Consider the following 21507-nt stretch of genomic DNA (forward strand, 5'->3'; position numbering starts at 1 on the left):
TAGAAGTGGTTAACACCGAGCCCGCGACCAGGCCGGCCGGGTGGTGGACAACGTGGTCCAGGAGGCAGTCATGGTGGTGTCGGGGCCGATCCGAGTCGTGGTGGCCAAGCCCGGGCTCGACGGGCACGACCGGGGAGCCAAGGTCATCGCGCGGGCCCTGCGCGACGCCGGCATGGAGGTCATCTACACCGGCCTCCACCAGACCCCCGAGCAGATCGTCGACACGGCGATCCAGGAGGACGCGGACGGCATCGGCCTGTCCATCCTCTCCGGCGCGCACATGACCCTCTGCGCCAAGGTGATCGCCCTGCTCAAGGAGCGCGACGCCGCCGACATCAAGGTCTTCTGCGGCGGGATCATCCCCGACGCGGACATCACCGAGCTCAAGGCGCTCGGCGTCGCCGACATCTTCACCCCGGGCACCCCCACCCAGGACGTGGTCAGCTGGGTGGAGTCCAACCTGCGCTCCGCGTAGGCCCGGTCCGGATGATCCGGCGTCGCGCGCCCGGCAAGACCGGCCGGAGCGGGCCCAGCCGGAGCGGGCACACCGGGGGCCGGGAGCGCGTGCCGCTCCCGGCCTCCGGTGCGTCAGCCGCCGGGCCTACTCCAGCTCGGCCAGCATCGCCTGGCGGAAGCGCAGGGTGCCGGCGAGCCGGGTGAAGGTGTCGGCCCAGGCGGTGTCGGGGGAGGTGTCGGCGACCAGCGCCTCCACGGCGGGGGCGGTCTCGGGGGCGAGGGCGCGCTCGGTCATGCCCAGGACGCCGCTGTGGCTCCACGGGTAGGAGCCGAGTTCGGCGGCCCGCTTGAGCGCGGCGACGACCGCGGTGGAGAGCGGGGGCGTCCACGGGGTGGCGCAGGCGCCGAGGAGCTGGAAGGCGTCGCCGAGCCCGTGGGTCTGGACGAACGCGGCCGTCCAGGCGGCGCGTTCGGCGGGCGGGAGGACGGCCAGCAGCTTGGCGGGGGCGCCCGGCGCGCGGGTGTCGCGGCCGGGGCGGGGCGGGGCGCCGAGCAGGGCGCGGGCCCAGGCGGCGTCCTGCTGGCGGACGGCGGCCCGGGCCCACGCCTCGCGCAGGTCCTCGGCCCACTCGGCGCCGCCGCCGTCGGGGGAGTCGGCGGTGGGCAGGGCGAGCAGCTGCTCGGGGGAGCGGCCGGTCCCGTCCGTCCACAGGGCCAGCGGCGCCCCCGCGACGACCTCGCCGAACCACCAGGCGCGCTCGCCGCGCCCGGTCGGGGACTTCACGGGTATGCCGTCGCGCTGCATGGCGGCGTCGCAGGCGGTGGGCGGGGTGACGTGCAGCCGGTCGCCGTCGTCGCGGACCGCCGCCCGGGCCCGGGCGGCCATCCGGGCGGCCAGCGCGGAGCCGGGGAGGGTGGAGAGCAGCTCCGCGGCGGTGGCCCGGACGTTCTTGGAGCGGTCGGAGAGCGCGGCCTCCAGGAACTCCTCGTCGGCGGCGGACAGGCCGTCCTGGAGGGAGTCCAGGAACAGCACCCGGTCCTCGGCGCGCTCGGTGCCCCAGGTGGAGGCGAGCAGGGCGAGCCCGGCGGCCGGGTCGGTGCGGCGCAGCCGGGTGAGGTGGGTGACGCGCTCCGCGAACAGCCCTTCCTGCCACAGGAGTTCGCCGGGCTGGTCGAGGGCGTCCTGGTCGCCGGCGGTGCGGGTGACGTACTTCCAGTCGGGGTTGTGCGGGGCGAGCCAGCGGCCGAGCGGGCCGGCCAGCGTGACGGCGTCGGAGCGGAGTTCGGAGCGGGCCCGGGCGGTGTCCAGCAGGGCCGGGACGAGGGCGGGCGGCAGCCGGTAGCCGCGGGCGCGGGCGGCGGCCAGCCACTGCGGGAGGAGTTCGGCGAGGTTGGCGGTGGTGCCGTGGCCGCTGCGGGTGCCGAGCAGCACGGCCAGCCGGCGGGCGGCGGCCTCGGGCAGCGCGGGCCGGGGGTCGGCCGGGGCGGGCGCGGGGGGCTCGACGGCGGGGGCGGGCAGCGCGCCGGCCCGGCGGCGGACGGCGGCGACGGCGGCCAGGTCGAGCAGCGCGCCCGCCGGGTCGGCGCGGTCCACGGCGGCGGCCAGCGGGGTGCGGGCCTCGGGCAGCGGGCGGCGGTCGGTGCCGAGCAGGGCGGCGCTCTCCAGCTCGGCCCAGTCGTCGGTGGTGGCGGGGGCGGACGCGGTCATGCCCGGTCTCCGTTCGGCCGGCGGGTGGTGGTGCGGTGGCGGCGGCCCCAGCCGCTGGCGAGGGCGGCGCGGCGGGCGGCGTGGTGCAGGGCGATGCGTCGGACGGCGGTGCGCTGCCGGATGCGGGTCATGGTTTCCTCCGGTCGACGGTGCGTCAGGGGGCGCCGGGGAGCGTCCCGTTCCGTCTGGTGGTGCGAGGGGCGGGGCGGCGGACTGGTGCGCGGGGCGGGGCACGGGCGGACGGCGGTGCGGGAACGGCGCGGCGGTGCGCGGGCGGACGGCGGTGCGCGGGCGGGACATGGGCGTGGACGTGGGCGCGGGCGGACCCGGCGGGGGCCGGGCCGCGGCGCGGGCCGGGCGGGAGCGGTCAGCCGAGCGGGACCGGCCGGTGGTCGGCGTCCCAGGCGGTGACCGGGGCGAAGCCGTGGTGGCCGCACTCGCCGAACAGGGTGACGGGGTGGCCGGCGGAGACCGCGGCCAGCCGCCACAGGGCCGGTTCGGGCAGCGCGCCGCGGCGCACCGGCAGGGTGTGGACGCCGTCGGTGAGCCGCCAGCCGTCCGGGGTGCGGACCGGGACCACGTCGGTCAGGACGGCCGGCCAGCTGTCCAGCCACGGGTCCTCGGCGACGGCCGCGCCGTACTCGGCGAGCGCCCCGGCGAGGGAGAGCCCGGCGGGCGCGGCGGCCGGGGCGGGCTCGGGGCCGCCGTGGCGGGTGCCGAGGACGGCCCGCAGCGGGCGGGCTCCCGGGTGGTAGGCCAGGTCGGCCTCCAGCACTCGGCCGGTGGGCAGCGCCAGGTCGGGGGCCTGGCCGGGGCGGCCGAAGGCGAGCAGCAGGGCGGGCCGGCCGGTCTTCGCGCCGCGCAGCCACACCCGGCGGGTGGTCAGCCGGTCGTCGGCGGTGTCCCGGCTGCCCAGAACGTGCCAGCGGTCCCGGACGGTCGGCCCGGCGAGCAGCTCGGCGGTGTCGGTGGTGAAGCCGACCCGGGCCCGGACGGTCGCCGCGAGCGGCTCCGGCAGGGTGTCGATCCGGCCGTAGGCGCCGGCCAGCAGGTGCAGCATCGCGTACTCCTCCAGCAGTTCGTCCGACGGGGCCTCGGCCAGCGTCCGGACCCTGGACGCCAGGCCGGGCGCCTGGGCGTCGACCATCCGCGCGGCGACCTCCTCCCAGGCACCGGCCGGCGGCGGGTCGGCCAGGCCGCGGCGGACGCCGTCGGCCAGCCGCAGCCGCAGCTCGCGGGCGCCGCCCGCGACCCGGGCCGACCGCCTCCCGGCCCGCCGGCGGGCGGCCTCCGGGTCCGCCTCGGCGGCCTTGGCGGCCTTGGCCTGCTGCTTGGCGGCCCGGTCGGCGGCGGCCTGGCCGCGGCCGTTCAGCCACTCCTCGACCCAGTCCGGCGGGGCGGCCCCGTCGGCGACCGCCTCCGGGCCGGCGGCCCAGAGCAGGAGCAGCCCGAGGGCGTGCTTGCACGGGAACTTCCGGCTCGGGCAACTGCACTTGTACGCCGGCGTCCCGAGCTCCACCGCCGTCCGGTAGGGCGTGCTGCCGCTGCCCTTGCACAGGCCCCACAGCGCGCCCCGCCCGGTGCCGGTGGCCGACCACGGGGCGGGCCCGGAGAGCTTGCCCGCGGCCTTCAGGGAGGCCGGGTCGGGCGCCAGCGAAAGGACGTGTTCGGTGCTCCAGCGTTCCTCCATGCCGATGACGCTAGGAGGCGGCACTGACAGTCGAGGGGCCGTCAGGCCGGGGCCAGCGGGCAGCCGGTGCCGACCCGCCCGGCGAGGTCCGCGCGCAGCGCCGCGAGCTCCGCGGTGCGGGCGTCGATCAGCGCGATCTTCTCCCGGAACAGCTCGGACAGCCGCTCGGCGGCGTCCGGCGCGGCGCTCAACTCGACGCCGGTGCGGGCGATCTCGGCCAGCGAGAAGCCCAGCGCCTGCGCGGTGCGGACGTAGCGCAGCCAGGGCACCGACTCGGGCGGGAAGTCGCGGTAGCCGTTGGGCAGCCGGTGGGCGACCAGCAGCCCGGTGCGCTCGTAGAAGCGCAGGGCGTCCCGGCTCAGCCCGGACCGTTCGGCGAGTTCCCCGATCCGCATGACCCCGCTCCCGTCGGCGACTTGACCCTGGACAGTACTCCACCGTCCAGCATGGGCCCGTCCCCATACGAGACGGCACAGGAGCCCGACATGACGCCCCGCTACGCCCGCCTGGTCCGCGCCAGCGCCTGGTACGACCTGCTGGTCACCGCCCCGTTCGCCACCCCCTGGACGTACGCCCTCGCGCACCGGGCGCTGTCCGCGGTCTCCGGCGCGCTCGGGCTGGGCCGACTGCCGCCGCCGGAGCCGATGCAGACGCTGTTCGCCGACCTGATGGGGTCGGTGGTGCTGGTCTGGGCGCTGCTGCGGCTGCTGCGCCCGCGGCCGGAGCACGGGCTGTTCGACGGCGCGGCCCGGGTGCTGTTCGCCTGCTGGCAGGGCTGGGCGCTGGGGCAGGGCGCGACCGGGCTGCTGTGGGGCTTCCTGGTGGTGGAGGCGGCGTTCGGCGTGGCCCAGCTGTGGCCCTGGCGGCGGTCCGGCCGGTGGCGGTCCGGTTGTCAGTGGCGGGGGGCAGAGTGGAACTCGCACGGGGCGAACGGGAGTTCTTCCGCCCAGGTCAGCGCCGTGCGGTCGATTCCCCGCGCCCTTCCCGCGCAGTGTCCTGACGTCCCGTGAGATCGGAGCAGTCGATGACCACCGAGACGACCAGCGAGGTCCTGCGGCAGCACGCCGAGGACGCGTTCGCCGAGGAGCTGGCCGCCCTCGCCCGGCACGACGACCGGACCAGGCCGGAGCGCTGGCGGCTCTCGCCGTGGGCGGTCGCCACCTACCTGCTGGGCGGCGAGCTCGCCGACGGCACGGTGATCACGCCGAAGTACATCGGCCCGCGCCGGGTGGTCGAGGTCGCCGTGACGACGCTGGCCACCGACCGGGCGCTGCTGCTGCTCGGCGTGCCCGGCACCGCCAAGACCTGGGTCTCCGAGCACCTCGCCGCCGCGATCTCCGGCGACTCCACGCTGCTCGTCCAGGGCACCGCCGGCACCCCCGAGGAGGCCGTCCGCTACGGCTGGAACTACGCCCAGCTCCTCGCCCACGGCCCGAGCGAGGACGCGCTCGTCCCGTCCCCGCTGATGCGCGCGATGCGCGACGGGCGGATCGCCCGGGTCGAGGAGCTGACCCGCATCCCGGCCGACGTGCAGGACAGCCTGATCACCATCCTGTCCGAGAAGACCCTCCCCGTACCGGAGTTGGGCTCCGAGGTGCAGGCGGTGCGCGGCTTCAACGTGATCGCCACCGCCAACGACCGCGACCGCGGCGTCAACGAGCTGTCCTCCGCGCTGCGCCGCCGCTTCAACACCGTGGTGCTGCCGCTGCCCGCCACCCTGGAGGAGGAGGTGGAGATCGTCACCCGCCGGGTCGGCCAGCTCGGCCGCTCGCTCGACCTGCCCGAACTGCCGGGCGGCGCGGCGGAGATCCGCCGGGTGGTCACCGTCTTCCGCGAGCTGCGCTCCGGCCTGACGGCCGACGGCCGGACGAAGGTGAAGACCCCCAGCGGCACGCTCTCCACCGCCGAGGCGATCTCGGTGGTCACCAACGGCCTCGCGCTGGCCGCCCACTTCGGCGACGGCGTGCTGCGCGCGGGCGACGTCGCGGACGGCATCGTCGGCGCGGTGGTCCGCGACCCGGTCGCCGACCGGCAGGTGTGGCGCGAGTACGTGGAGGGCGTGGTCCGCGACCGCGACGGCTGGAAGGACTTCTACCGGGCCGCCCGGGAGGTCTCGGCGTGAACGCCCAGGTGACGCTGCTCGGGGTGCGCCACCACGGCCCCGGCTCGGCCCGCGCGGTGGCCGCCGCGCTGGCCGCCCTGCGGCCCGACGCGGTGCTGATCGAGGGCCCGCCGGAGGCCGACGAGCTGGTCGCGGCCGCCGCCGAGAAGGAGATGGTGCCGCCGGTCGCGCTGCTCGCCCACGTCGCCGACGACCCGGCGCGGGCCGCGTTCTGGCCGTTCGCCGCGTTCTCGCCCGAGTGGGTGGCGCTGCGGTACGCGCTGGACGCCGGGGTGCCGGTCCGGTTCATCGACCTGCCCGCCGCGCAGAGCCTCGCGCTCGGCCCGCGCGGCGCCGACGACGAGGCGACGGGCCCGTTCGGCGACGGCGACGCCGACCGTGACGGCGTCAGCGACGGCGACGGCGACGAAACCGTTACCGGGAACGGCGACACCTCCGGCGGTGACGGCGCGTCAGGGGAGGGGGAGGGGGCGGAGTCGGGAGTGCCGGGGGGCACTTCCCGGCCCGCGCCCGTCGACCCGATCGCCGAACTCGCCGCCGCCGCCGGCCACCCCGACCCGGAGTCCTGGTGGGAGGACGCGGTCGAGCACCGCACCCCCGACGGCGACCCGCTGGCCCCGTTCGCCGCCCTCGCCGAGGCGATGGCCGCCCTGCGCGAGCACCACCCGGCCGAACGGCGCGACCTGGTCCGCGAGGCCGCCATGCGCCAGCAGCTCCGGGCCGCCCGCCGGGCCGGGCACCGGCGCATCGCGGTGGTCTGCGGCGCCTGGCACGTCCCCGCGCTCGCCACGCTGCCGACCGTCGCGCACGACCGGGCGCTGCTCGCCGAACTCCCCAGGAAGCTCAAGGCCGAGCTGACCTGGGTGCCGTGGACGCACCGCCGGCTGTCCCAGCACACCGGCTACGGAGCGGGCATCGACTCGCCCGGCTGGTACCACCACCTGTTCACCGCCCCCGAACAGCCGGTCGCCCGCTGGATGGCCAGGGTCGCCGAACTGCTCCGGGCCGAGGACCACCCGGTCTCCTCCGCGCACGTCATCGAGGCGATCCGGCTCGCCGAGACGCTCGCCGCGGTGCGCGGCCGCCCGCTGCCCGGCCTCACCGAGACCCTGGACGCGGTGCGCGCCGTGATGTGCGACGGCTCGGACGTCGCGCTCGCCCTGGTCCGCGAGCGCCTGGTGGTCGGCGACGCGCTCGGCGAGGTCCCCGACGGGGTGCCCGCCGTCCCGCTCCAGCGCGACCTGACCCGCCTCCAGCGCACCCTGCGGCTCAAGCCCGAGGCCGCCGCCCGCGACCTCGTCCTCGACCTGCGCAAGGACCTCGACGTCGAGCGCTCCCGGCTGCTGCACCGGCTGCGGCTGCTCGGCCTGCACTGGGGCCGCCCGTCCCGGGACGGCGTCCACTCGACCGGCACCTTCCGGGAGACCTGGCAGCTGTGCTGGGAGCCCGAGTTCTCGGTCCGCCTGGTCGAGGCCGGCCAGTGGGGCACCACCGTGCGCTCCGCCGCCACCCACAAGGCGGTCGCCGACGCCGCGACGGCCGAGCTCACCGCCCTCACCGCGCTCGCCGAACAGTGCCTGCTGGCCGACCTGCCGGACGCGCTGCCCGAGGTGATGCGGCTGCTCGCCGACCGCGCCGCGCTCGACACCGACGCCGGGCACCTCGCCGCCGCGCTCCCCGCCCTGGTGCGCACCCTGCGCTACGGCGACGTCCGCGCCACCGACACCAGCGCCCTCACCGCCGTCGCCCACGGCCTCGCCGAACGGCTCAGCCTCGCCCTGCCCGCCGCCTGCACCGGCCTCGACGCGGACGGCGCCACCGCCCGCCGCGCCGAACTCGACGCCGTCCACCAGGCGATCGCCCTGCTCGGCGGCGACACCGCCGGACGCTGGGCCGCCACCCTGGCCGCGCTCGCCGCCCGCGAACCGCACGGCGGCCCCGCCACCGGCGTCCCCGGCCTGCTGCGCGGCCGCGCCGTGCGGCTGCTGCTGGACGACGGCCGGCTCGACGCGGAGGAGGCCGGGCGGCGGCTCGGCCTGGTCCTCTCCACCGCCTCCGACCCGGCCGACGCCGGCGGCTGGGTCGAGGGCTTCGTCTCCGGCGGCGGCGCGCTGCTGCTGCACGACCCGACACTGCTCGGCCTGCTCGACACCTGGCTGTGCGGGGTCTCCCCGGACGCCTTCACCGACCTGCTGCCGGTGCTGCGCCGGACCTTCTCCTCGCTGGAGACGGGCGTGCGCCACACCATCGGCTCCCGGGTCGCGGCCGGCCCGCTCACGGCTCCCGCGGCGGGCTCCGCCCCGGACGCCCCGCTCGACGAGGAGCGCGCCGAGGCGGCCACGGAGGTGCTGGCGCTGCTGCTGGGCGTGCGCGTGCCGCCGCCGCGCATCCCCCGGCAGGTGGACCGCCGCGCGGGGTGAGACGGTCCGCGGGACGTGCTGCGGCGCTGCCCCGACCTTCCCGCTCCCCCTTCCCCCTTCCCCCTTCGCCCTTCCCCTTCCGCTTCGCGCAGTTCCCCGCGCCCCCCGACGGGGCGCGGGGGTTAAGGAGTGAATGCACATGACCGACCGTCAGGACGACGAGCGGATGCGGCGCTGGCGGCTGGTGCTGGGCGGCGACGCGGACGGCACCGGGGTGCGGCTGACCGGGCGGGACGCGGCGATGGACGGGGCGCTGGGGGCGCTGTACCGGGAGGACGGGAAGCGGTCGGCGGGGCTCGGCGGGTCGGCGCCGAAGGTGGCGCGCTGGCTGGGCGACATCCGGGAGTACTTCCCGACCAGCGTGGTGCGGCTGATGCAGCAGGACGCGATCTCCCGGCTCGGCCTGGACCGGCTGCTGCTGGAGCCGGAGATGCTGGCCGCCGTCGAGCCGGACGTGCACCTGGTGGGGACGCTGCTGTCGCTCAAGCACGCGCTGCCGGAGACCACCCGGGAGACCGCCCGGCTGGTGGTCGGCAAGGTGGTCGCCGAGCTGGAGCGCCGGCTCGCCGACAGGACGCGGTCGACGGTCGGCGGCGCGCTGGACCGCAGCGCCCGGGTGAACCGCCCCCGGCACCGGGACATCGACTGGGACCGCACCATCCGGGCCAACCTGTCGAAGTACCTGCCGGAGTACCGCACGGTCGTCCCGGAGCGGCTGGTCGGCTACGCCCGGGCGCAGCGGGCGGTGAAGAAGGACGTGATCCTCTGCATCGACCAGTCCGGTTCGATGGCGCCGTCGGTGGTGCACTCGGCGGTGTTCGGCGCGGTGCTGGCGTCGATGCCGAGCCTGGACACCCGGCTGGTGGTGTTCGACACCTCGGTGGTCGACCTGACCGAGCAGCTGAGCGACCCGGTGGACGTGCTGTTCGCGACCCAGCTGGGCGGCGGCACCGACATCAACCGGGCGCTGGCCTACTGCCAGTCGAAGATCAGCCGGCCGTCGGAGACGGTCGTGGTGCTGATCAGCGACCTGTACGAGGGCGGCATCCGGGACGAGATGCTGAAGCGGGTCGCCGCGATGAAGGCGTCGGGGGTGCAGTTCATCGCGCTGCTGGCGCTGTCCGACGAGGGCGCCCCGGCCTACGACCACGCGCACGCGCAGGCGCTGGCCGCGCTGGGCGCCCCGGCGTTCGCCTGCACGCCGGACGCGTTCCCGGACATCATGGCGGCGGCGATCGAGAAGCGTCCGCTGCCGGTGCCCGACCGGGGGTGAGCGGCCTCCCCGCGGGCCGGTCCAGGGGTGCGGCACCCACCCGTCCGGGTGAAGCGGTGGTGGGCCCCGCCATGGCGCGCCCCCGCCGCTGAGCGGCCCGGTCCGGGCCTGCTGTGACGGTTCTCACCAAGGCGGACCCGGCCCCGGGCGAAACAGGCCGGTCGTCCGGGGATAACCTGCCATGCGGACGTGACGCGCGTGTTGATTGACGATGCGCCCGGCAACTGCGTGGGCCGCAAGGCCGTACATCTGCGTACCCGCTCAGTGTCGACGACCCGCAGCGAAGATCCTGCCGTGGCACGCTCGTAGAGACACATTCCGCGACCACGAACAAGGACAAACACGTGGACCTGTTCGAGTACCAGGCGAGGGACCTCTTCGCCAAGCACGGTGTACCCGTGCTTGACGGCGATGTCATCGAGACCGCCGCAGACGCTGCCGCCATCGCGGAGCGCTTCGGCGGCCGAGCCGTCGTCAAGGCTCAGGTGAAGGTGGGCGGCCGAGGCAAGGCCGGTGGCGTGAAGCTCGCGTCCGACCCGCAGGACGCCGTTGCCAAGGCCGAGGCGATCCTCGGCATGGACATCAAGGGCCACACCGTTCACAAGGTGATGCTGGCCCAGACCGCGGACATCAAGGAGGAGTACTACGTCTCCTTCCTGCTCGACCGCACCAACCGCACCTTCCTGGCCATGGCCAGCGTCGAGGGCGGCGTGGAGATCGAGGTCGTCGCCGAGGAGAACCCCGACGCGCTGGCCAAGATCCCGGTCGACGCGAACGAGGGCGTGACCGCGGAGAAGGCCGCCGAGATCGTCGCCGCGGCGAAGTTCCCGGCCGAGATCGCCGACCAGGTCGCCGACGTCCTGCAGAAGCTCTGGGTCGTCTTCATCAAGGAGGACGCCCTCCTGGTCGAGGTCAACCCGCTGATCAAGTCCGGCGAGGGCAAGATCATCGCCCTGGACGGCAAGGTCTCCCTGGACGAGAACGCCGAGTTCCGCCAGCCCGGGCACGAGGCGCTCGAGGACAAGGCCGCCGCCAACCCGCTGGAGGCGGCGGCGAAGGCCAAGGGCCTGAACTACGTCAAGCTCGACGGCCAGGTCGGCATCATCGGCAACGGCGCGGGCCTCGTCATGAGCACCCTGGACGTCGTCGCGTACGCCGGTGAGAACCACGGCGGCGTGAAGCCGGCCAACTTCCTCGACATCGGCGGCGGCGCGTCCGCCGAGGTGATGGCGAACGGCCTGGAGATCATCCTGGGCGACACCGACGTCAAGTCGGTCTTCGTCAACGTCTTCGGCGGCATCACCGCCTGCGACGCGGTCGCCAACGGCATCGTGCAGGCCCTCGCGCTCCTGGAGAGCAAGGGCGAGGCCGTCACCAAGCCGCTCGTCGTCCGCCTGGACGGCAACAACGCGGAGCTCGGCCGCCAGATCCTGACCGACGCCAACCACCCGCTGGTGCAGCAGGTGGACACCATGGACGGCGCCGCTGACCGCGCCGCCGAGCTGGCCAACAAGTAAGGAAGGGGACTTCACACCATGGCTATCTTCCTTACCAAGGACAGCAAGGTCATCGTCCAGGGTATGACCGGCTCCGAGGGCATGAAGCACACCCGCCGCATGCTCGCCTCCGGCACCCAGATCGTCGGCGGCGTGAACCCGCGCAAGGCCGGCACCACCGTGGACGTGGACGGCACCGAGGTGCCCGTGTTCGGCACCGTGGCCGAGGCGATCGAGAAGACCGGTGCCGACGTCACCGTCATCTTCGTCCCGCCGGCGTTCACCAAGTCCGCCGTGGTCGAGGCGATCGACGCCGAGATCCCGCTCGCCGTGGTCATCACCGAGGGCGTGCCGGTGCACGACACCGCCTCGTTCTGGGCCCACGCCGGCGCCAAGGGCAACAAGACCCGCATCATCGGCCCGAACTGCCCCGGCCTGATCAGCCCCGGACAGTCCAACGCGGGCATCATCCCGGCCGACATCACCGGCCCGGGCAAGATCGGTCTGGTGTCGAAGTCCGGCACCCTGACCTACCAGCTGATGTACGAGCTCCGTGACATCGGCTTCTCCTCCGCGGTGGGCATCGGTGGCGACCCGGTCATCGGCACCACCCACATCGACGCCCTCAAGGCGTTCCAGGAGGACCCGGAGACCGAGCTCATCGTCATGATCGGTGAGATCGGCGGCGACGCCGAGGAGCGGGCCGCGGCCTACATCGCCGAGCACGTCACCAAGCCGGTCGTTGGCTACGTCGCGGGCTTCACCGCGCCCGAGGGCAAGACCATGGGCCACGCCGGCGCCATCGTCTCCGGCTCCTCCGGCACCGCCCAGGCGAAGAAGGAGGCCCTGGAGGCCGCCGGCGTCAAGGTCGGCAAGACGCCGTCCGAGACCGCCCGCCTGGCCCGCGAGCTGATCGCCGCCGCGCAGTAGCAGCAGGCAGCGGGCCGCACGCACCGCCAGTACGCCGCAGGCGCCGCCCACCGTTCCGACGGTGGGCGGCGCCTGCGGCGTTCGCGGGGCGGGGCGGCGGATCAGGCCGGGTGCGGGACGCAGCGCCCCGCCGGGCCGCCGCACGGGCCCGCCAGCGGCGGCGGCAGCGGATGGTGCTCCGGCGCGGGCGGGGCGAACAGCGGGCGGTGGGCCGCGAACGGGCCGGGCGGCGGCGCATCCGGGGCCGGCAGGCCCGCGCCGGCCGGGGCCAGCGGCGGCGGCAGCGCACCCGCCGGGCCCACCAGGCGGGCCGGCACCCCCGGCGTCGGCCCGCACCACGGCGTCCGCAGGCCCGGCGCGCGGTCCGGGGCCGCCGGACCGGCGCTGCCCGAACCGGCCGACGTGCAGGCCGTCTCCCGCGGCGGCTCCGGGCGCGCCAGCTCCGACGGGCCCACCCCCAGCAGGGTCGCCACCATCGTCGCGCCCACCGCGACCGTCAGCGCCACCGCCGCGCCCGTCACCAGACCGGTGTGCAGCCGGCTGTCCGCCACCAGCAGCGCGGCGGACGGCAGCCGCGGGCCCGGGCAGCCGTGCACCGCCGCCCGGTGCAGCAGCTCGGCCAGCCGCTCCGCGAACTCCGGGTCCTCCGGGTCCGCGCCGACCAGCGCCGGCACCTCCCGGGCCAGCGCGGCCCGCGCCGAACGGACCCGGTCCCCGGCCGCCGCCGTGCTCGACTCCACCTCCAGCGCGACCCGCTCCACCGGCAGGCCCAGCGCGTCGTGCAGTACCAGCGCCCGCCGCCGCGGACGCGACAGCCGCAGCAGCGCCTTCACCAGCGCCCGGTCACGGGGGGTCAGCTTCTGCGGCGGCTCGGGCGGCTCCGCCCCGCCGTCCGCCCCGCCCGCCCCGTCGACCGCGATCCGCCGCCGCGGCCACCGCAGCAGGTGCGCCCGCCGCGGGCCGCCCCGGTGCCACGGCGACAGCGCCAGGTCGAACGCCGCCCCGCGCACCCACCCCTCCGGGTCCGGCCCCGCCGCCACCTCCGCCCACCGGCGGGCGGCCGCGCCCAGCGCCAGGTGCGCGCAGTGCACGGCGCGGTGGCGGTGGCCGGTCAGCAGGAAGGTCTGCTGGACCAGCCGGGTGTGGACCAGGGCGGCGAACTCCTCGAAGGAGGCCGGGCGGGGGTCTTCGGCGGCGGGAGCGGCGGCGGGGGCGGGGGTGGGAGCGGGGGCGCTCGCGGGTGCCTCCGGCTGCGGGGGGCCGACGAACTCGGCGGGCGCGGGCGCGGGCGCGGGATCGGTCGGGTCCGGTTCCGGAGCCGGTGCCTGCGGCGTCCCCGGCGCCTGCGTCGTCCCCGGCGTCCCCGGCGTCCCCGGCGTCCCCGGCGTCCCCGGCGTCTGCGGTGCCTGCGGGGTCAGGGTGGCGAGCAGGGCGAGCGCCTCCTCGCGGTCGCGGACGCCGAGCTTGCGGATCGCCCGGTTGAGGTGGTGGCGGGCGGTGGCGGGGGCGACGCCCAGCTGCCGGGCCATCGTGCGCAGGTCGTCGCCGGCGGTCAGCCGGGCCAGGGCCTGGGCCTCGCGCGGGGCGAGGCGGCGCAGCAGGAGTTCGACGTCCTCGCGGGCCCGGGGCGAGGTTCCGGTGGTCGGCTCGGGCTCGGCGGTCGAGGGCGAGGTCACCGGTCTCCTCCGTGGCATCCGGGGCAGGGCCGTGCCGGAAAAAGGCACATGTACTGATAATCCGGGACACGGCGAAGGTTCGCCCGTTGACACCCCTCAACGGGTGGTCTTGGCAGCATGAGGGCCATGACGCAGCTGATGGGCCGTCCGATCCTGGGCCTGCCGAGCGACTTGGACAGCCGTTCCACCCTCACCGACCTGCTCACCGGCGTCCGCACCGCGCTGCTCACCCTCTCCGTGGTCGCCGTCCCGGTGTTCGGCCTGTGGGTGCTGGCCCCCTACGGCGACGACACGGCGCAGGACGCGGGCCGGGCCGCGTGCGGACTCTGGCTGCTCGGCCACGGCGCGCCCCTCGGCCGCGGCCCCCGGGCCGTCCCGGTGACCGTCGCGCCGCTGCTGCTCACCGCCGTCACCGCGCTGCTGCTCTCCCGGGCCGGACGCCGCCAGGCCCGGCGCGCCCGGGGGCGCGGATGGGCCCGCTGGCGCTCCCCGCTCGCGGTGTACGCCGGATACCTGCTGGTCGCGGCCTTCGCCGTCGCCCAGTGCGCCGACCCGCAGGCCCTGCTGCGCTCCCGGGCGGTCGCCGACCTCGCCGCCGTCGCCCTGCTCGCCGCCGCCGCGCTCGGCCACGGCCTGTGGTCCGGGCTGGGCCGCCCCGCCGCGCTGCCCCGGCTCCCGCTGCCGCCCGCGTTCTGGCCGGACGGCGCCGGGGCGGCCGTCGGACGCGCGCTGGCCGGCTGGCTGCTCGCGCTCACCGCCGGGGGCGGGGTCCTGTTCGCCGTCGCCGTCCTGCTCGGCTCCGCCGGACCGGACGCGCAGCGGCTCGGCGGCGGGGCGGCCGACTGGCTCGGCCTGCTGCTGGCCTGCCTGCTGCTGGTCCCCAACGGGCTGGTCTGGTCCGCGAGTTACGCCCTCGGGGTCGGCTTCGAGGTCGGCGCCGGCAGCCACGCCGGACCGTTCGGCACCCGGCTCGGCCCCACCCCCGACTTCCCGCTGCTCACCCTGCTCCCCACCGACCGAGGCCCCGGCTGGCACCTGCTCGCCGGCCTCGCCCCTTTCGCCGCCGCGACCGCCGCCGCCCTGCTGCTCGGCCGCGCCGCCACCCGCTGGACCCCCGCCCAGACCGCGACCACCGCCACCGCGACCGCCCTCGCCGCCACCCCGCCCGGCCTGCTCGCCGCCCACCTCGGCGGTGGCGCGCTCGGCCCCGGTCGGATGTCCGAACTCGGCCCGGTGCCCTGGCAGTTCGCCCTCGCCCAGACCGGCTGGCTGCTCGCCGTCACCCTCCCGGGAGCGCTGCTGTGGCGCTGGTGGCTCGTCCGCGATCGGGACGGCGGCGACGGCGCGGGGCCGGTGGTCCGGGCCCGGGTCGGCGCGTACCGCCTGGTGTGCCGCCTCGCCGCGTGACCGGGCGGGCGACCACCGCCGTCCGCACGGCGGGGCGGCCCGCTCGCCCGCTCGCCCGCTCGCCCGTCCGCCTCCTCACGCGTCCTTGCGCCGCAGGCTGCGCAGTCCGCCCAGGGCCGCCGCCGCGGTCCAGGCGGTCATCAGGAGCAGGCCGGTGGTGTGGCCGTAGTGGACGCCGGGGGTGTCGGCGAGGCGGAGGGCGTACTGGCCGGCTCGGTCGGGGAGGAACTGGGCGGCTTCGCGGAGGCCCGGGACGGCGGCCAGGGCGGTGGTGCCGAGGAAGACCGCGGGGGTGAGCAGGCCGAGGGCCGCGGTCTGGTTGCGCAGCACGGTGGTGAGCGCCAGGCACAGGACGAGCAGCAGCGGGTGGTAGAGCACCCCCGCGGCGAGGGCCCGGGCGGTGCCGGGGGCGGTGAGGTCCAGGCCCACGGTGGCGGCGGTGGCGGCCAGTTGGCCGCCGACGGTGGCCAGGCCGACGGCCAGGCCCAGGGCGGTGCCGAGCAGCAGCTTGGCGCGGTAGAACCGCAGCCGGTCCGGGACGGCGGCGAGCGAGGTGGAGAGCGTCCCGGAGGCGTACTCCTGGCCGATCAGCAGGACGCCCAGGCAGGCGACCGCGACCTGGCCGAAGTTCAGCCCGTAGTACAGGCCCTCCATCGGGTCGTCCCGCAGCGAGTCGTCGGAGTGCCCGTACGCGGCCTGGACGGCCGCGGTGATCCCGGCGCCGAGCACCACCGCGAGGAGCGGGGCCGCCCACAGCGAGCGCAGGGTGGCGAACTTCGCCCATTCGGCGCGCAGCGGGTACGTGCGGGCGCTCATGCCGTCACCGCCCGGTACTCGACGGCGTCCGCGGTCATCCGCAGGAAGGCCTCCTCCAGGGAGTCGTGGGTGACGGACAGTTCGACCAGGGCCACCCGGTGCTCGGCGGCCAGCGCGCCCAGCCGCCCGGGGTCGGCGTCGGGGACGTCGAACGCCCCGCCGTCGCCGGGCACCGGCACCGCGTCCGGGTGGGCGGCGGCCAGCAGCGCGGCCAGGGCGGCCGGGTCGACGGCCCGGACCCGGACCCGGCGGCGGCCGTGGCGCTCCAGGAACCCGGCGGTGGAGGTGTCCGCGAGCAGCCGGCCCCGGCCGATCACCACCAGGTGGTCGGCGGTCACCGCCATCTCGGCCATCAGGTGGGAGGAGACCAGCACCGCCCGGCCCTCGCCCGCGAGCCGGCGCAGCAGCTCCCGGATCCACCGGGTGCCCTCCGCGTCCAGGCCGTTCACCGGCTCGTCCAGCAGCAGCGCCGCCGGGTCGCCGAGCAGGGCCGCCGCGACGCCCAGGCGCTGGCGCATGCCCAGCGAGAAGGTCCTGATCCGGCGGCCGGCGACCTCGGCCAGGCCCACCAGGGCCAGCACCTCGCCGATCCGCCGGGACGGCAGGGCGTGCGAGGCGGCGATCCACCGCAGGTGCCCGGCGGCGGTGCGGCCCGGGTGCAGGGCCTGCGCGTCGAGCAGCGCCCCCACCCGGCGCAGCGGGCGCTCCAGCGCGGCGTACGGCCGTCCGTCCACCAGTGCCGTCCCGGCGGTCGGCCGGTCCAGCCCCAGCACCATCCGCAGCGTGGTCGACTTGCCCGCCCCGTTCGGGCCCAGGAACCCGGTCACCCGCCCCGGCTCGACCCGGAACGCGAGGCCGTCGACCACCCGCCGCCCGTCGTACGCCTTGGTCAGGTCGTGGATCTCGATCACGGCAACTCCCTTCGTCCGGTTGCTGATCCGAGTCAACCGCCCGGCCCGGGGCCACCGGATCCCGCCCGCGAGTGGTCCTCCTCCCTCCTGCGGGGGAGGACCCCGCCGGGGACCGCGGTGCCCGGGGTGTTTCGGACGCGTGCGCGGAAGGATCTCGTTCGAGTGGAAGGAGGAAACGTTTCCGCTCCGCGCGGATTTCCGCCGATACGATTCCGCCGGGCGGCCGCGGAAAAGGCGTTCCGGCCATTCCCGCGCCCGGACAGCTCCACCGGGAACCGGAACGGGAACGCTTCCGACGTCCGACCCGGGGCTGGTCGACGGCCGAATCGCAGCCTGCTTCCGGCCGACCCGCGACCGATCCGCCACCGACGCACGGCCGCCGGTCCCGCCGGAATCCGCGGCCCCTCCGAAGGGAACCCGCCATCACGACCACGCGCGACGCCGAACGCTACGGGGACGACCTCTTCGCGGCCTCCCGCAGCGACGAGCGCGAACGGCTGGAGGGGCTGGCCGACGCCTTCGACCCGGCCAGTCGGCAGGACCTGCTCGCGCTGGGGCTCGACGCCCGGTGGACCTGCCTGGACGCCGGAGCGGGCGCGGGCACCCTGAGTGGCTGGCTGGCGTCCGTCGCCGGGTCCGCCGCGCAGGTCACGGCCGTCGACCGCGACACCCGCTTCCTCGACCACCTCGCGGACGCCGGGGTGCGGGTCGTCCGGGCCGACCTCACCGATCCGGCCTTCGACCCGGGCCGGTTCGACCTCGTGCACGCCCGGTTCCTGCTGATGCACCTCAGGGAGCGGGAGGAGGTGCTGCGCCGCCTGGCCTCCTGGCTCAAGCCCGGCGGACTGCTGGTGGTCTCCGACTCCCTCGCGGTCGGCGGCGAGACCTCGCCGCACGAGGCGTACCGGCGCACGGTCGCCGCCTACTGGCGGATGCTCGCCGAGACGATCGGCAGCGACCGGCACTGCGCCGCGCAGTACCCCCGGATGCTGGCGGGGCTCGGCCTGCGGGACGTCGGCCTGCGCCTGCACGCGCCGCTGGCCGGCCACCATGCCGGGTTCACCCGCTTCCTGGCCCTGTCGCTGGGGCAGAGCCGGGACCGGCTGCTGGCGGCCGGGCTGCCCGCGGACGTCCACCGGGAGGCGCTCCGGCACCTGGCGGACCCGTCGTCCCGGGAGCTGTTCTTCGCCATGGCCACCTGCTGGGGCCGCGCCCCGGCCGCCCCGTAGCGGGCCGGACCGCCGCCCGCGTCCCGTTCCGCCGGGGAACCCGCCGGGGCCGCCAGTCCCGCCGGGGAGGATTCCGCCCCATTTTCCGCTCATCCCACGATTTCACTCCTGCGCATGGAAAACCGGCGATCCGGCCGGATTCCGGACGGGCCGGACCGAGAATCTGTTCCGAAGCCGGGAGAGGCCGTTCCCGGAATTCCGACCGGGTCGGGGGATTTCCCGGCCCGGTCCCCTGCGAAGGAGAGAACCATGCGGGACGAAGCCATCCGGCGGGCTGCGCTGATCTTCAAGCTGTTCGACGCGAACGGGAACGGAGTCCTCGACCCCCAGGACTTCGAGCTGCTCACCGAGCGGGTCCTGGCCGTCGCCGCCGACTCGCGGCCGGAGGCCAGGGAGGCGCTGACCGCCAGCATGCGCCGCTGGTGGAAGGTGCTGGAGGACGGGCTGGACGCCAACGGGGACGGCGTGATCAGCCCGGAGGAGTTCGAGGCGTCCGTGCTCTCCCCCGAGCTGTTCGGCGCGACCGCGCACGACTTCGCCGAGGCGCTCGCCGGGCTCGGCGACCCGGACGGCGACGGCCTGATCGAGCGGTCCCGCTTCGTCGACCTGATGACCGCCTGGGGCTTCGAACTGCCGAACATCCACTCGCTGTTCGAGGCGTTCGGCCCGGACGCCGCGGACCGGATCACCGTGACCGCCTGGGCCGACGGCATCCGCGACTACTACACCCCGAGCCTGGCCGGCATCCCCGGGGACCACCTGGTCGCCGTCCCGGCCTGACCCGCCGCCCCGCGCCCGCCCGGCCCCGCCGAGGGACCGGGCGGGCGCGACGGGGCAGGATGGAGCGGTGTTCGCCCCGCTGCTGCGCTCCGTGACCTACACCCGCTGGCTGCACCTGATGATCGGGATGGTGTTCGCCGGGGTGGTGCTGCTGGTGTACCCGGGGACGGAGGGGGTGTCGACCGGGCGGACGGTGCTGTGCGGGGTCGCGCTGGACGTGCCGCTGCTGTGCCTGGCCGCGCTGGTGCCGGGGATGCGGCGCGGGGAGGGGGTGCAGGCGCGGCTGCTGCTGGGGCCCGCGCGGGAGGAGGAGATCGGGGTCGCGCCGTCGGCGGGGTGGGCGGACCGGGGGCGGACGGCGCTCTGGCTGGTGGCCCGGGTGGGGCTGGGGGTGGCGGTCGGGGCGGTGACGGTGGTGGTGGCCCGGGTGGCGGCGCGCGAGCCGCTGCTGGCGCTGCCGGCGGGGTTCGCCCTGCTCTGGCTGGTGGTGCTCGCCGGACGGCTGCAACTCATGTTCGCGGTACGGCTGTTGGGACCATCGGGGGCGGAGCGGCTGGCGGCGGCCGAGGCCCGGGCGGAGCGGCTGCTGGAGCGCAACCGGCTGGCCCGCGAGCTGCACGACTCGATCGGGCACGCGCTGACGGTGACGGTGGTGCAGGCGGGCGCGGCCCGCGAGGTGGCCGATCCGGCCTTCCGGCAACGGGCGTTGGAGGCGATCGAGACCACCGGGCGGCGGGCGCTGGACGACCTGGAGCGGATGCTGGTGCTGCTGCGCGAGACCCCGGACGCGGTGGCCGCCGAACAGCCGGGCCTGGACCGCGTCCCCGAGCTGTTCGCCGCCGCCCGGGCGGCCGGCAGCCCCGTCGACGCCGAACTCGATGTCCGGGCGGCCGAGGTGCCCGGGGTGCTGTCCCGGGAGGCGTACCGGATCGTCCAGGAGGGCGTCACCAACGCGCTGCGGCACGCCCCGGGCGCGCCGATCCGGGTGCGCGGCGCGGTGGCGGGCGGGGTGCTGGAGCTGTCCTGCCGCAACGCCCTGACCGGGAGGGGCAGTTCGCGCCGGGGCGGCGGCAAGGGCCTGCGCGGGGTGCGGGAACGGGCGGTACTGCTCGGCGGCGAGTGCGAGGCCGGCCCGGAGCCGGCCGGACCGGCGGAGGCCGACCCGGAGACGACCGGCCCGGACGGCGGCGGCCCGGACGGCGGCGGTCCGGACGGGGCGGGCTGGCTGCTGCGGGTGCGGCTGCCGCTACGGTTGGGCCGGTGACGGTGATCAAGGTGCTGCTGGTCGACGACGAGGAGCTGATCCGGTTCGGCCTGCGCGCCGTCCTGGACGCCCAACCGGACCTGGAGGTGGTCGGCGAGGCCGCCGACGGCGCCGAGGCGCTCGCCCTGGTCCGCACCCTGCGCCCGGACGTGGTGCTGATGGACGTGCGGATGCCCGGCCTGGACGGCCTGGCCGCGACCCGGGCTGTCCTGCGCGGCGCCGACCGCCCGCCGAAGATCCTGGTGGTGACCACCTTCGAGGCCGACGACTACGTGTACGAGGCGCTGCGCGCGGGCGCCGACGGCTTCCTGCTCAAGCGCTCCCGCCCGGCGGAGGTGGTGCAGGCGGTGCGCCTGGTCGCGGCGGGGGAGTCGCTGCTGTTCCCGGCGTCGATCCGGCGGCTCGCCGCCGCCCGGGCCGGACGAGAGGCCGCGGACGGCGGCGCGGTGGCCCGGGCCGGGCTGACCGGCCGCGAGGGCGAGGTGCTGCGGCTGATGGCGCGCGGCCTGTCCAACGCCGAGATCGGCGCGCGGCTGCACCTGGGCGTGCAGACCGTCAAGACGCACGTCAGCGGCGTGCTCGGCAAGCTCGGCGCCCGGGACCGCACCCAGGCGGTGATCGCCGCCTACGAGTCGGGCTTCGTCACTCCGGCGACGGAGGACGAGGAGCCGACCGGCCGGAACTGACCGGCCCGGGGCGCCGGGAGCCCGGCGGATCGGGCGGCAGCGGCCTCGGGTCGGCGCACAGCAGGCGGTCCCCGAGCAGGTGGTCGCAGCGGCCCTGCTTGATGGCGTGGCGCAGATCGGCCCACTCGTCGGGGCTGAAGAACAGCACCCTGCGCCGGTCGGTGGCCCGGGCGAGGGCCACCCCGCGGGGGGACTCCGCCAGCACCACCCCGTCCAGGTCGTCGCTGACCGCGTGCCAGTCCAGCCCGGGGTGACCGTCCGGGTAGTACTCCACCGGGTGCATCATCCCGCCTCCCCCGCCTGCGGCTGCGGCTGCGGCTGCGGGTCGACCTCGGCCCACAGGTGCTCCCACCGCTCGTTCTTGCTATGCCCGAACCTGTCGCCCGCGCCGAGCACCCTGAGCACCGCCGCCACCAGGGCGGAGTCCTGGGGCTCGGTGATCCGGGTGGTGATCCGGACACCCCCGTCACCGGTGGGCCGGACCAGCGGCTGACGCCCGGTCAGCCGGTGCAGCGCGCCGCCGATCCAGCGCGCCCGCTCGGCGCTGCCGCCCGCCGGTACGGGCCGCGCGTCGGCGGTGGCGGGCGGTCCGCCCACGTCCGACGGGTCGGCTTGTCGTGGCAAGGCCATTCCTTCTCCCTCC

General features: G+C 76.5%; 20 protein-coding genes and 1 pseudogene. 12 read left to right on the top strand and 9 right to left on the bottom strand.

Annotation, left to right across the window (positions count from 1 at the left end; translation table 11 throughout):
• Nucleotides 1-70: 70 nt before the first annotated feature.
• A complete protein-coding gene (locus K353_RS20220) occupies nucleotides 71-475 on the top strand; it encodes a cobalamin B12-binding domain-containing protein (protein ID WP_100837881.1) in 405 nt (134 codons plus the stop codon).
• A gap of 126 nt (nucleotides 476-601) precedes the next feature.
• Here the strand turns inward: K353_RS20220 and K353_RS20225 are convergent, their stop codons facing one another.
• The 4 genes from K353_RS20225 to K353_RS20235 all read right to left on the bottom strand — a co-directional run bounded on the left by K353_RS20225 (nucleotide 602) and on the right by K353_RS20235 (nucleotide 4249).
• Entirely contained in the window at nucleotides 602-2164 is a 1563-nt protein-coding gene (locus K353_RS20225; protein ID WP_111554965.1) for a DUF5691 domain-containing protein, read from the bottom strand.
• The gene (locus K353_RS36580; RefSeq protein ID WP_255410744.1) at nucleotides 2161-2295 is read right to left on the bottom strand and encodes a hypothetical protein; all 135 of its coding nucleotides are present in this window, start codon (nucleotides 2293-2295) and stop codon (nucleotides 2161-2163) included. Before K353_RS36580 ends, K353_RS20225 begins: the two co-directional genes overlap by 4 nt.
• Nucleotides 2296-2531: 236 nt before the next feature.
• Nucleotides 2532-3854 (bottom strand): SWIM zinc finger family protein, encoded by a 1323-nt coding sequence (locus K353_RS20230; protein ID WP_111554966.1) that lies wholly within the window; start codon nucleotides 3852-3854, stop codon nucleotides 2532-2534.
• Between the two features lie 41 nt (nucleotides 3855-3895).
• Nucleotides 3896-4249 carry a MerR family transcriptional regulator gene (locus tag K353_RS20235; RefSeq protein ID WP_111554967.1) on the bottom strand — a complete coding sequence of 118 codons (354 nt, stop codon included), beginning with the start codon at nucleotides 4247-4249 and terminating at the stop codon, nucleotides 3896-3898.
• A gap of 51 nt (nucleotides 4250-4300) precedes the next feature.
• On the opposite strand from K353_RS20235, the pseudogene K353_RS20240 reads away from it, so the two are divergent.
• From K353_RS20240 to sucD, 6 genes and pseudogenes are all read left to right on the top strand, one after another.
• Nucleotides 4301-4726, top strand: a pseudogene (locus K353_RS20240) (hypothetical protein); the annotation flags it as partial.
• Nucleotides 4727-4878: 152 nt separating this feature from the next.
• The gene (locus K353_RS20245) at nucleotides 4879-5976 is read left to right on the top strand and encodes an AAA family ATPase (RefSeq protein ID WP_111554968.1); all 1098 of its coding nucleotides are present in this window, start codon (nucleotides 4879-4881) and stop codon (nucleotides 5974-5976) included.
• A complete protein-coding gene (locus tag K353_RS20250) occupies nucleotides 5973-8396 on the top strand; it encodes a DUF5682 family protein (RefSeq protein WP_111554969.1) in 2424 nt (807 codons plus the stop codon). Before K353_RS20245 ends, K353_RS20250 begins: the two co-directional genes overlap by 4 nt.
• A gap of 139 nt (nucleotides 8397-8535) precedes the next feature.
• Entirely contained in the window at nucleotides 8536-9669 is a 1134-nt protein-coding gene (locus K353_RS20255) for a VWA domain-containing protein (protein ID WP_111554970.1), read from the top strand.
• A 344-nt stretch (nucleotides 9670-10013) separates the two neighbouring features.
• Nucleotides 10014-11186, top strand: a complete 1173-nt coding sequence (gene sucC, locus K353_RS20260) for an ADP-forming succinate--CoA ligase subunit beta (protein ID WP_111554971.1) — start codon at nucleotides 10014-10016, stop codon at nucleotides 11184-11186.
• Between the two features lie 18 nt (nucleotides 11187-11204).
• Nucleotides 11205-12095, top strand: coding sequence for a succinate--CoA ligase subunit alpha (sucD, locus tag K353_RS20265; RefSeq protein WP_100837890.1), 891 nt, complete (start codon nucleotides 11205-11207; stop codon nucleotides 12093-12095).
• Nucleotides 12096-12196: 101 nt separating this feature from the next.
• On the opposite strand, the gene K353_RS36905 is transcribed toward sucD, so the two are convergent.
• Nucleotides 12197-13771, bottom strand: a complete 1575-nt coding sequence (locus K353_RS36905) for a LuxR C-terminal-related transcriptional regulator (RefSeq protein ID WP_158585441.1) — start codon at nucleotides 13769-13771, stop codon at nucleotides 12197-12199.
• A gap of 126 nt (nucleotides 13772-13897) precedes the next feature.
• Between K353_RS36905 and K353_RS20275 the strand changes: the two genes are divergently transcribed.
• Nucleotides 13898-15178, top strand: coding sequence for a DUF6350 family protein (locus K353_RS20275; RefSeq protein ID WP_111554973.1), 1281 nt, complete (start codon nucleotides 13898-13900; stop codon nucleotides 15176-15178).
• Nucleotides 15179-15253: 75 nt separating this feature from the next.
• Here K353_RS20275 and K353_RS20280 read toward each other — a convergent pair whose 3' ends face one another.
• Together K353_RS20280 and K353_RS20285 are read right to left on the bottom strand one after the other, a co-directional pair.
• Nucleotides 15254-15994, bottom strand: a complete 741-nt coding sequence (locus tag K353_RS20280) for an ABC transporter permease (protein ID WP_111554974.1) — start codon at nucleotides 15992-15994, stop codon at nucleotides 15254-15256.
• Complete coding sequence (locus K353_RS20285; protein ID WP_111554975.1) at nucleotides 15991-16905, bottom strand: ATP-binding cassette domain-containing protein; 915 nt, start codon at nucleotides 16903-16905, stop codon at nucleotides 15991-15993. The genes K353_RS20280 and K353_RS20285 overlap by 4 nt, the downstream gene beginning before the upstream one ends.
• Before the next feature lie 71 nt (nucleotides 16906-16976).
• Between K353_RS20285 and K353_RS20290 the strand changes: the two genes are divergently transcribed.
• From K353_RS20290 to K353_RS20305, 4 genes are all read left to right on the top strand, one after another.
• Nucleotides 16977-18134 carry a bifunctional 2-polyprenyl-6-hydroxyphenol methylase/3-demethylubiquinol 3-O-methyltransferase UbiG gene (locus tag K353_RS20290; protein ID WP_111554976.1) on the top strand — a complete coding sequence of 386 codons (1158 nt, stop codon included), beginning with the start codon at nucleotides 16977-16979 and terminating at the stop codon, nucleotides 18132-18134.
• Nucleotides 18135-18383: 249 nt separating this feature from the next.
• Nucleotides 18384-18914, top strand: a complete 531-nt coding sequence (locus K353_RS20295; protein WP_111554977.1) for an EF-hand domain-containing protein — start codon at nucleotides 18384-18386, stop codon at nucleotides 18912-18914.
• Between the two features lie 118 nt (nucleotides 18915-19032).
• Nucleotides 19033-20178 (top strand): histidine kinase, encoded by a 1146-nt coding sequence (locus K353_RS20300; RefSeq protein WP_111554999.1) that lies wholly within the window; start codon nucleotides 19033-19035, stop codon nucleotides 20176-20178.
• Entirely contained in the window at nucleotides 20175-20864 is a 690-nt protein-coding gene (locus tag K353_RS20305) for a response regulator transcription factor (RefSeq protein ID WP_199528177.1), read from the top strand. The genes K353_RS20300 and K353_RS20305 overlap by 4 nt, the downstream gene beginning before the upstream one ends.
• Here the strand turns inward: K353_RS20305 and K353_RS20310 are convergent.
• On the bottom strand, nucleotides 20821-21150 hold the full coding sequence (locus tag K353_RS20310) for a hypothetical protein (protein ID WP_146616520.1): 330 nt from the start codon (nucleotides 21148-21150) through the stop codon (nucleotides 20821-20823). The genes K353_RS20305 and K353_RS20310 overlap by 44 nt on opposite strands.
• Nucleotides 21147-21488: a hypothetical protein gene (locus K353_RS20315; RefSeq protein ID WP_233533697.1), complete on the bottom strand. Its 342-nt coding sequence runs from the start codon at nucleotides 21486-21488 to the stop codon at nucleotides 21147-21149. Before K353_RS20315 ends, K353_RS20310 begins: the two co-directional genes overlap by 4 nt.
• Nucleotides 21489-21507: the final 19 nt, after the last annotated feature.

Origin of the sequence: Kitasatospora sp. SolWspMP-SS2h, assembly GCF_003259315.1 — a bacterium.
In the GTDB taxonomy this organism is placed as follows: domain Bacteria; phylum Actinomycetota; class Actinomycetes; order Streptomycetales; family Streptomycetaceae; genus Kitasatospora; species Kitasatospora fiedleri.

What these genes read in the sequence shown, in the direction of transcription:
- K353_RS20220 (WP_100837881.1), top strand. Translation starts at nt 71, where the DNA reads ATGGTGGTGTCGGGGCCGATCCGAGTCGTGGTGGCCAAGCCCGGGCTC.
- K353_RS20225 (WP_111554965.1), bottom strand. Translation starts at nt 2,164, where the DNA reads ATGACCGCGTCCGCCCCCGCCACCACCGACGACTGGGCCGAGCTGGAG.
- K353_RS36580 (WP_255410744.1), bottom strand. Translation starts at nt 2,295, where the DNA reads ATGACCCGCATCCGGCAGCGCACCGCCGTCCGACGCATCGCCCTGCAC.
- K353_RS20230 (WP_111554966.1), bottom strand. Translation starts at nt 3,854, where the DNA reads ATGGAGGAACGCTGGAGCACCGAACACGTCCTTTCGCTGGCGCCCGAC.
- K353_RS20235 (WP_111554967.1), bottom strand. Translation starts at nt 4,249, where the DNA reads ATGCGGATCGGGGAACTCGCCGAACGGTCCGGGCTGAGCCGGGACGCC.
- K353_RS20245 (WP_111554968.1), top strand. Translation starts at nt 4,879, where the DNA reads ATGACCACCGAGACGACCAGCGAGGTCCTGCGGCAGCACGCCGAGGAC.
- K353_RS20255 (WP_111554970.1), top strand. Translation starts at nt 8,536, where the DNA reads ATGACCGACCGTCAGGACGACGAGCGGATGCGGCGCTGGCGGCTGGTG.
- sucD (WP_100837890.1), top strand. Translation starts at nt 11,205, where the DNA reads ATGGCTATCTTCCTTACCAAGGACAGCAAGGTCATCGTCCAGGGTATG.
- K353_RS20275 (WP_111554973.1), top strand. Translation starts at nt 13,898, where the DNA reads ATGACGCAGCTGATGGGCCGTCCGATCCTGGGCCTGCCGAGCGACTTG.
- K353_RS20280 (WP_111554974.1), bottom strand. Translation starts at nt 15,994, where the DNA reads ATGAGCGCCCGCACGTACCCGCTGCGCGCCGAATGGGCGAAGTTCGCC.
- K353_RS20295 (WP_111554977.1), top strand. Translation starts at nt 18,384, where the DNA reads ATGCGGGACGAAGCCATCCGGCGGGCTGCGCTGATCTTCAAGCTGTTC.
- K353_RS20300 (WP_111554999.1), top strand. Translation starts at nt 19,033, where the DNA reads ATGATCGGGATGGTGTTCGCCGGGGTGGTGCTGCTGGTGTACCCGGGG.
- K353_RS20310 (WP_146616520.1), bottom strand. Translation starts at nt 21,150, where the DNA reads ATGATGCACCCGGTGGAGTACTACCCGGACGGTCACCCCGGGCTGGAC.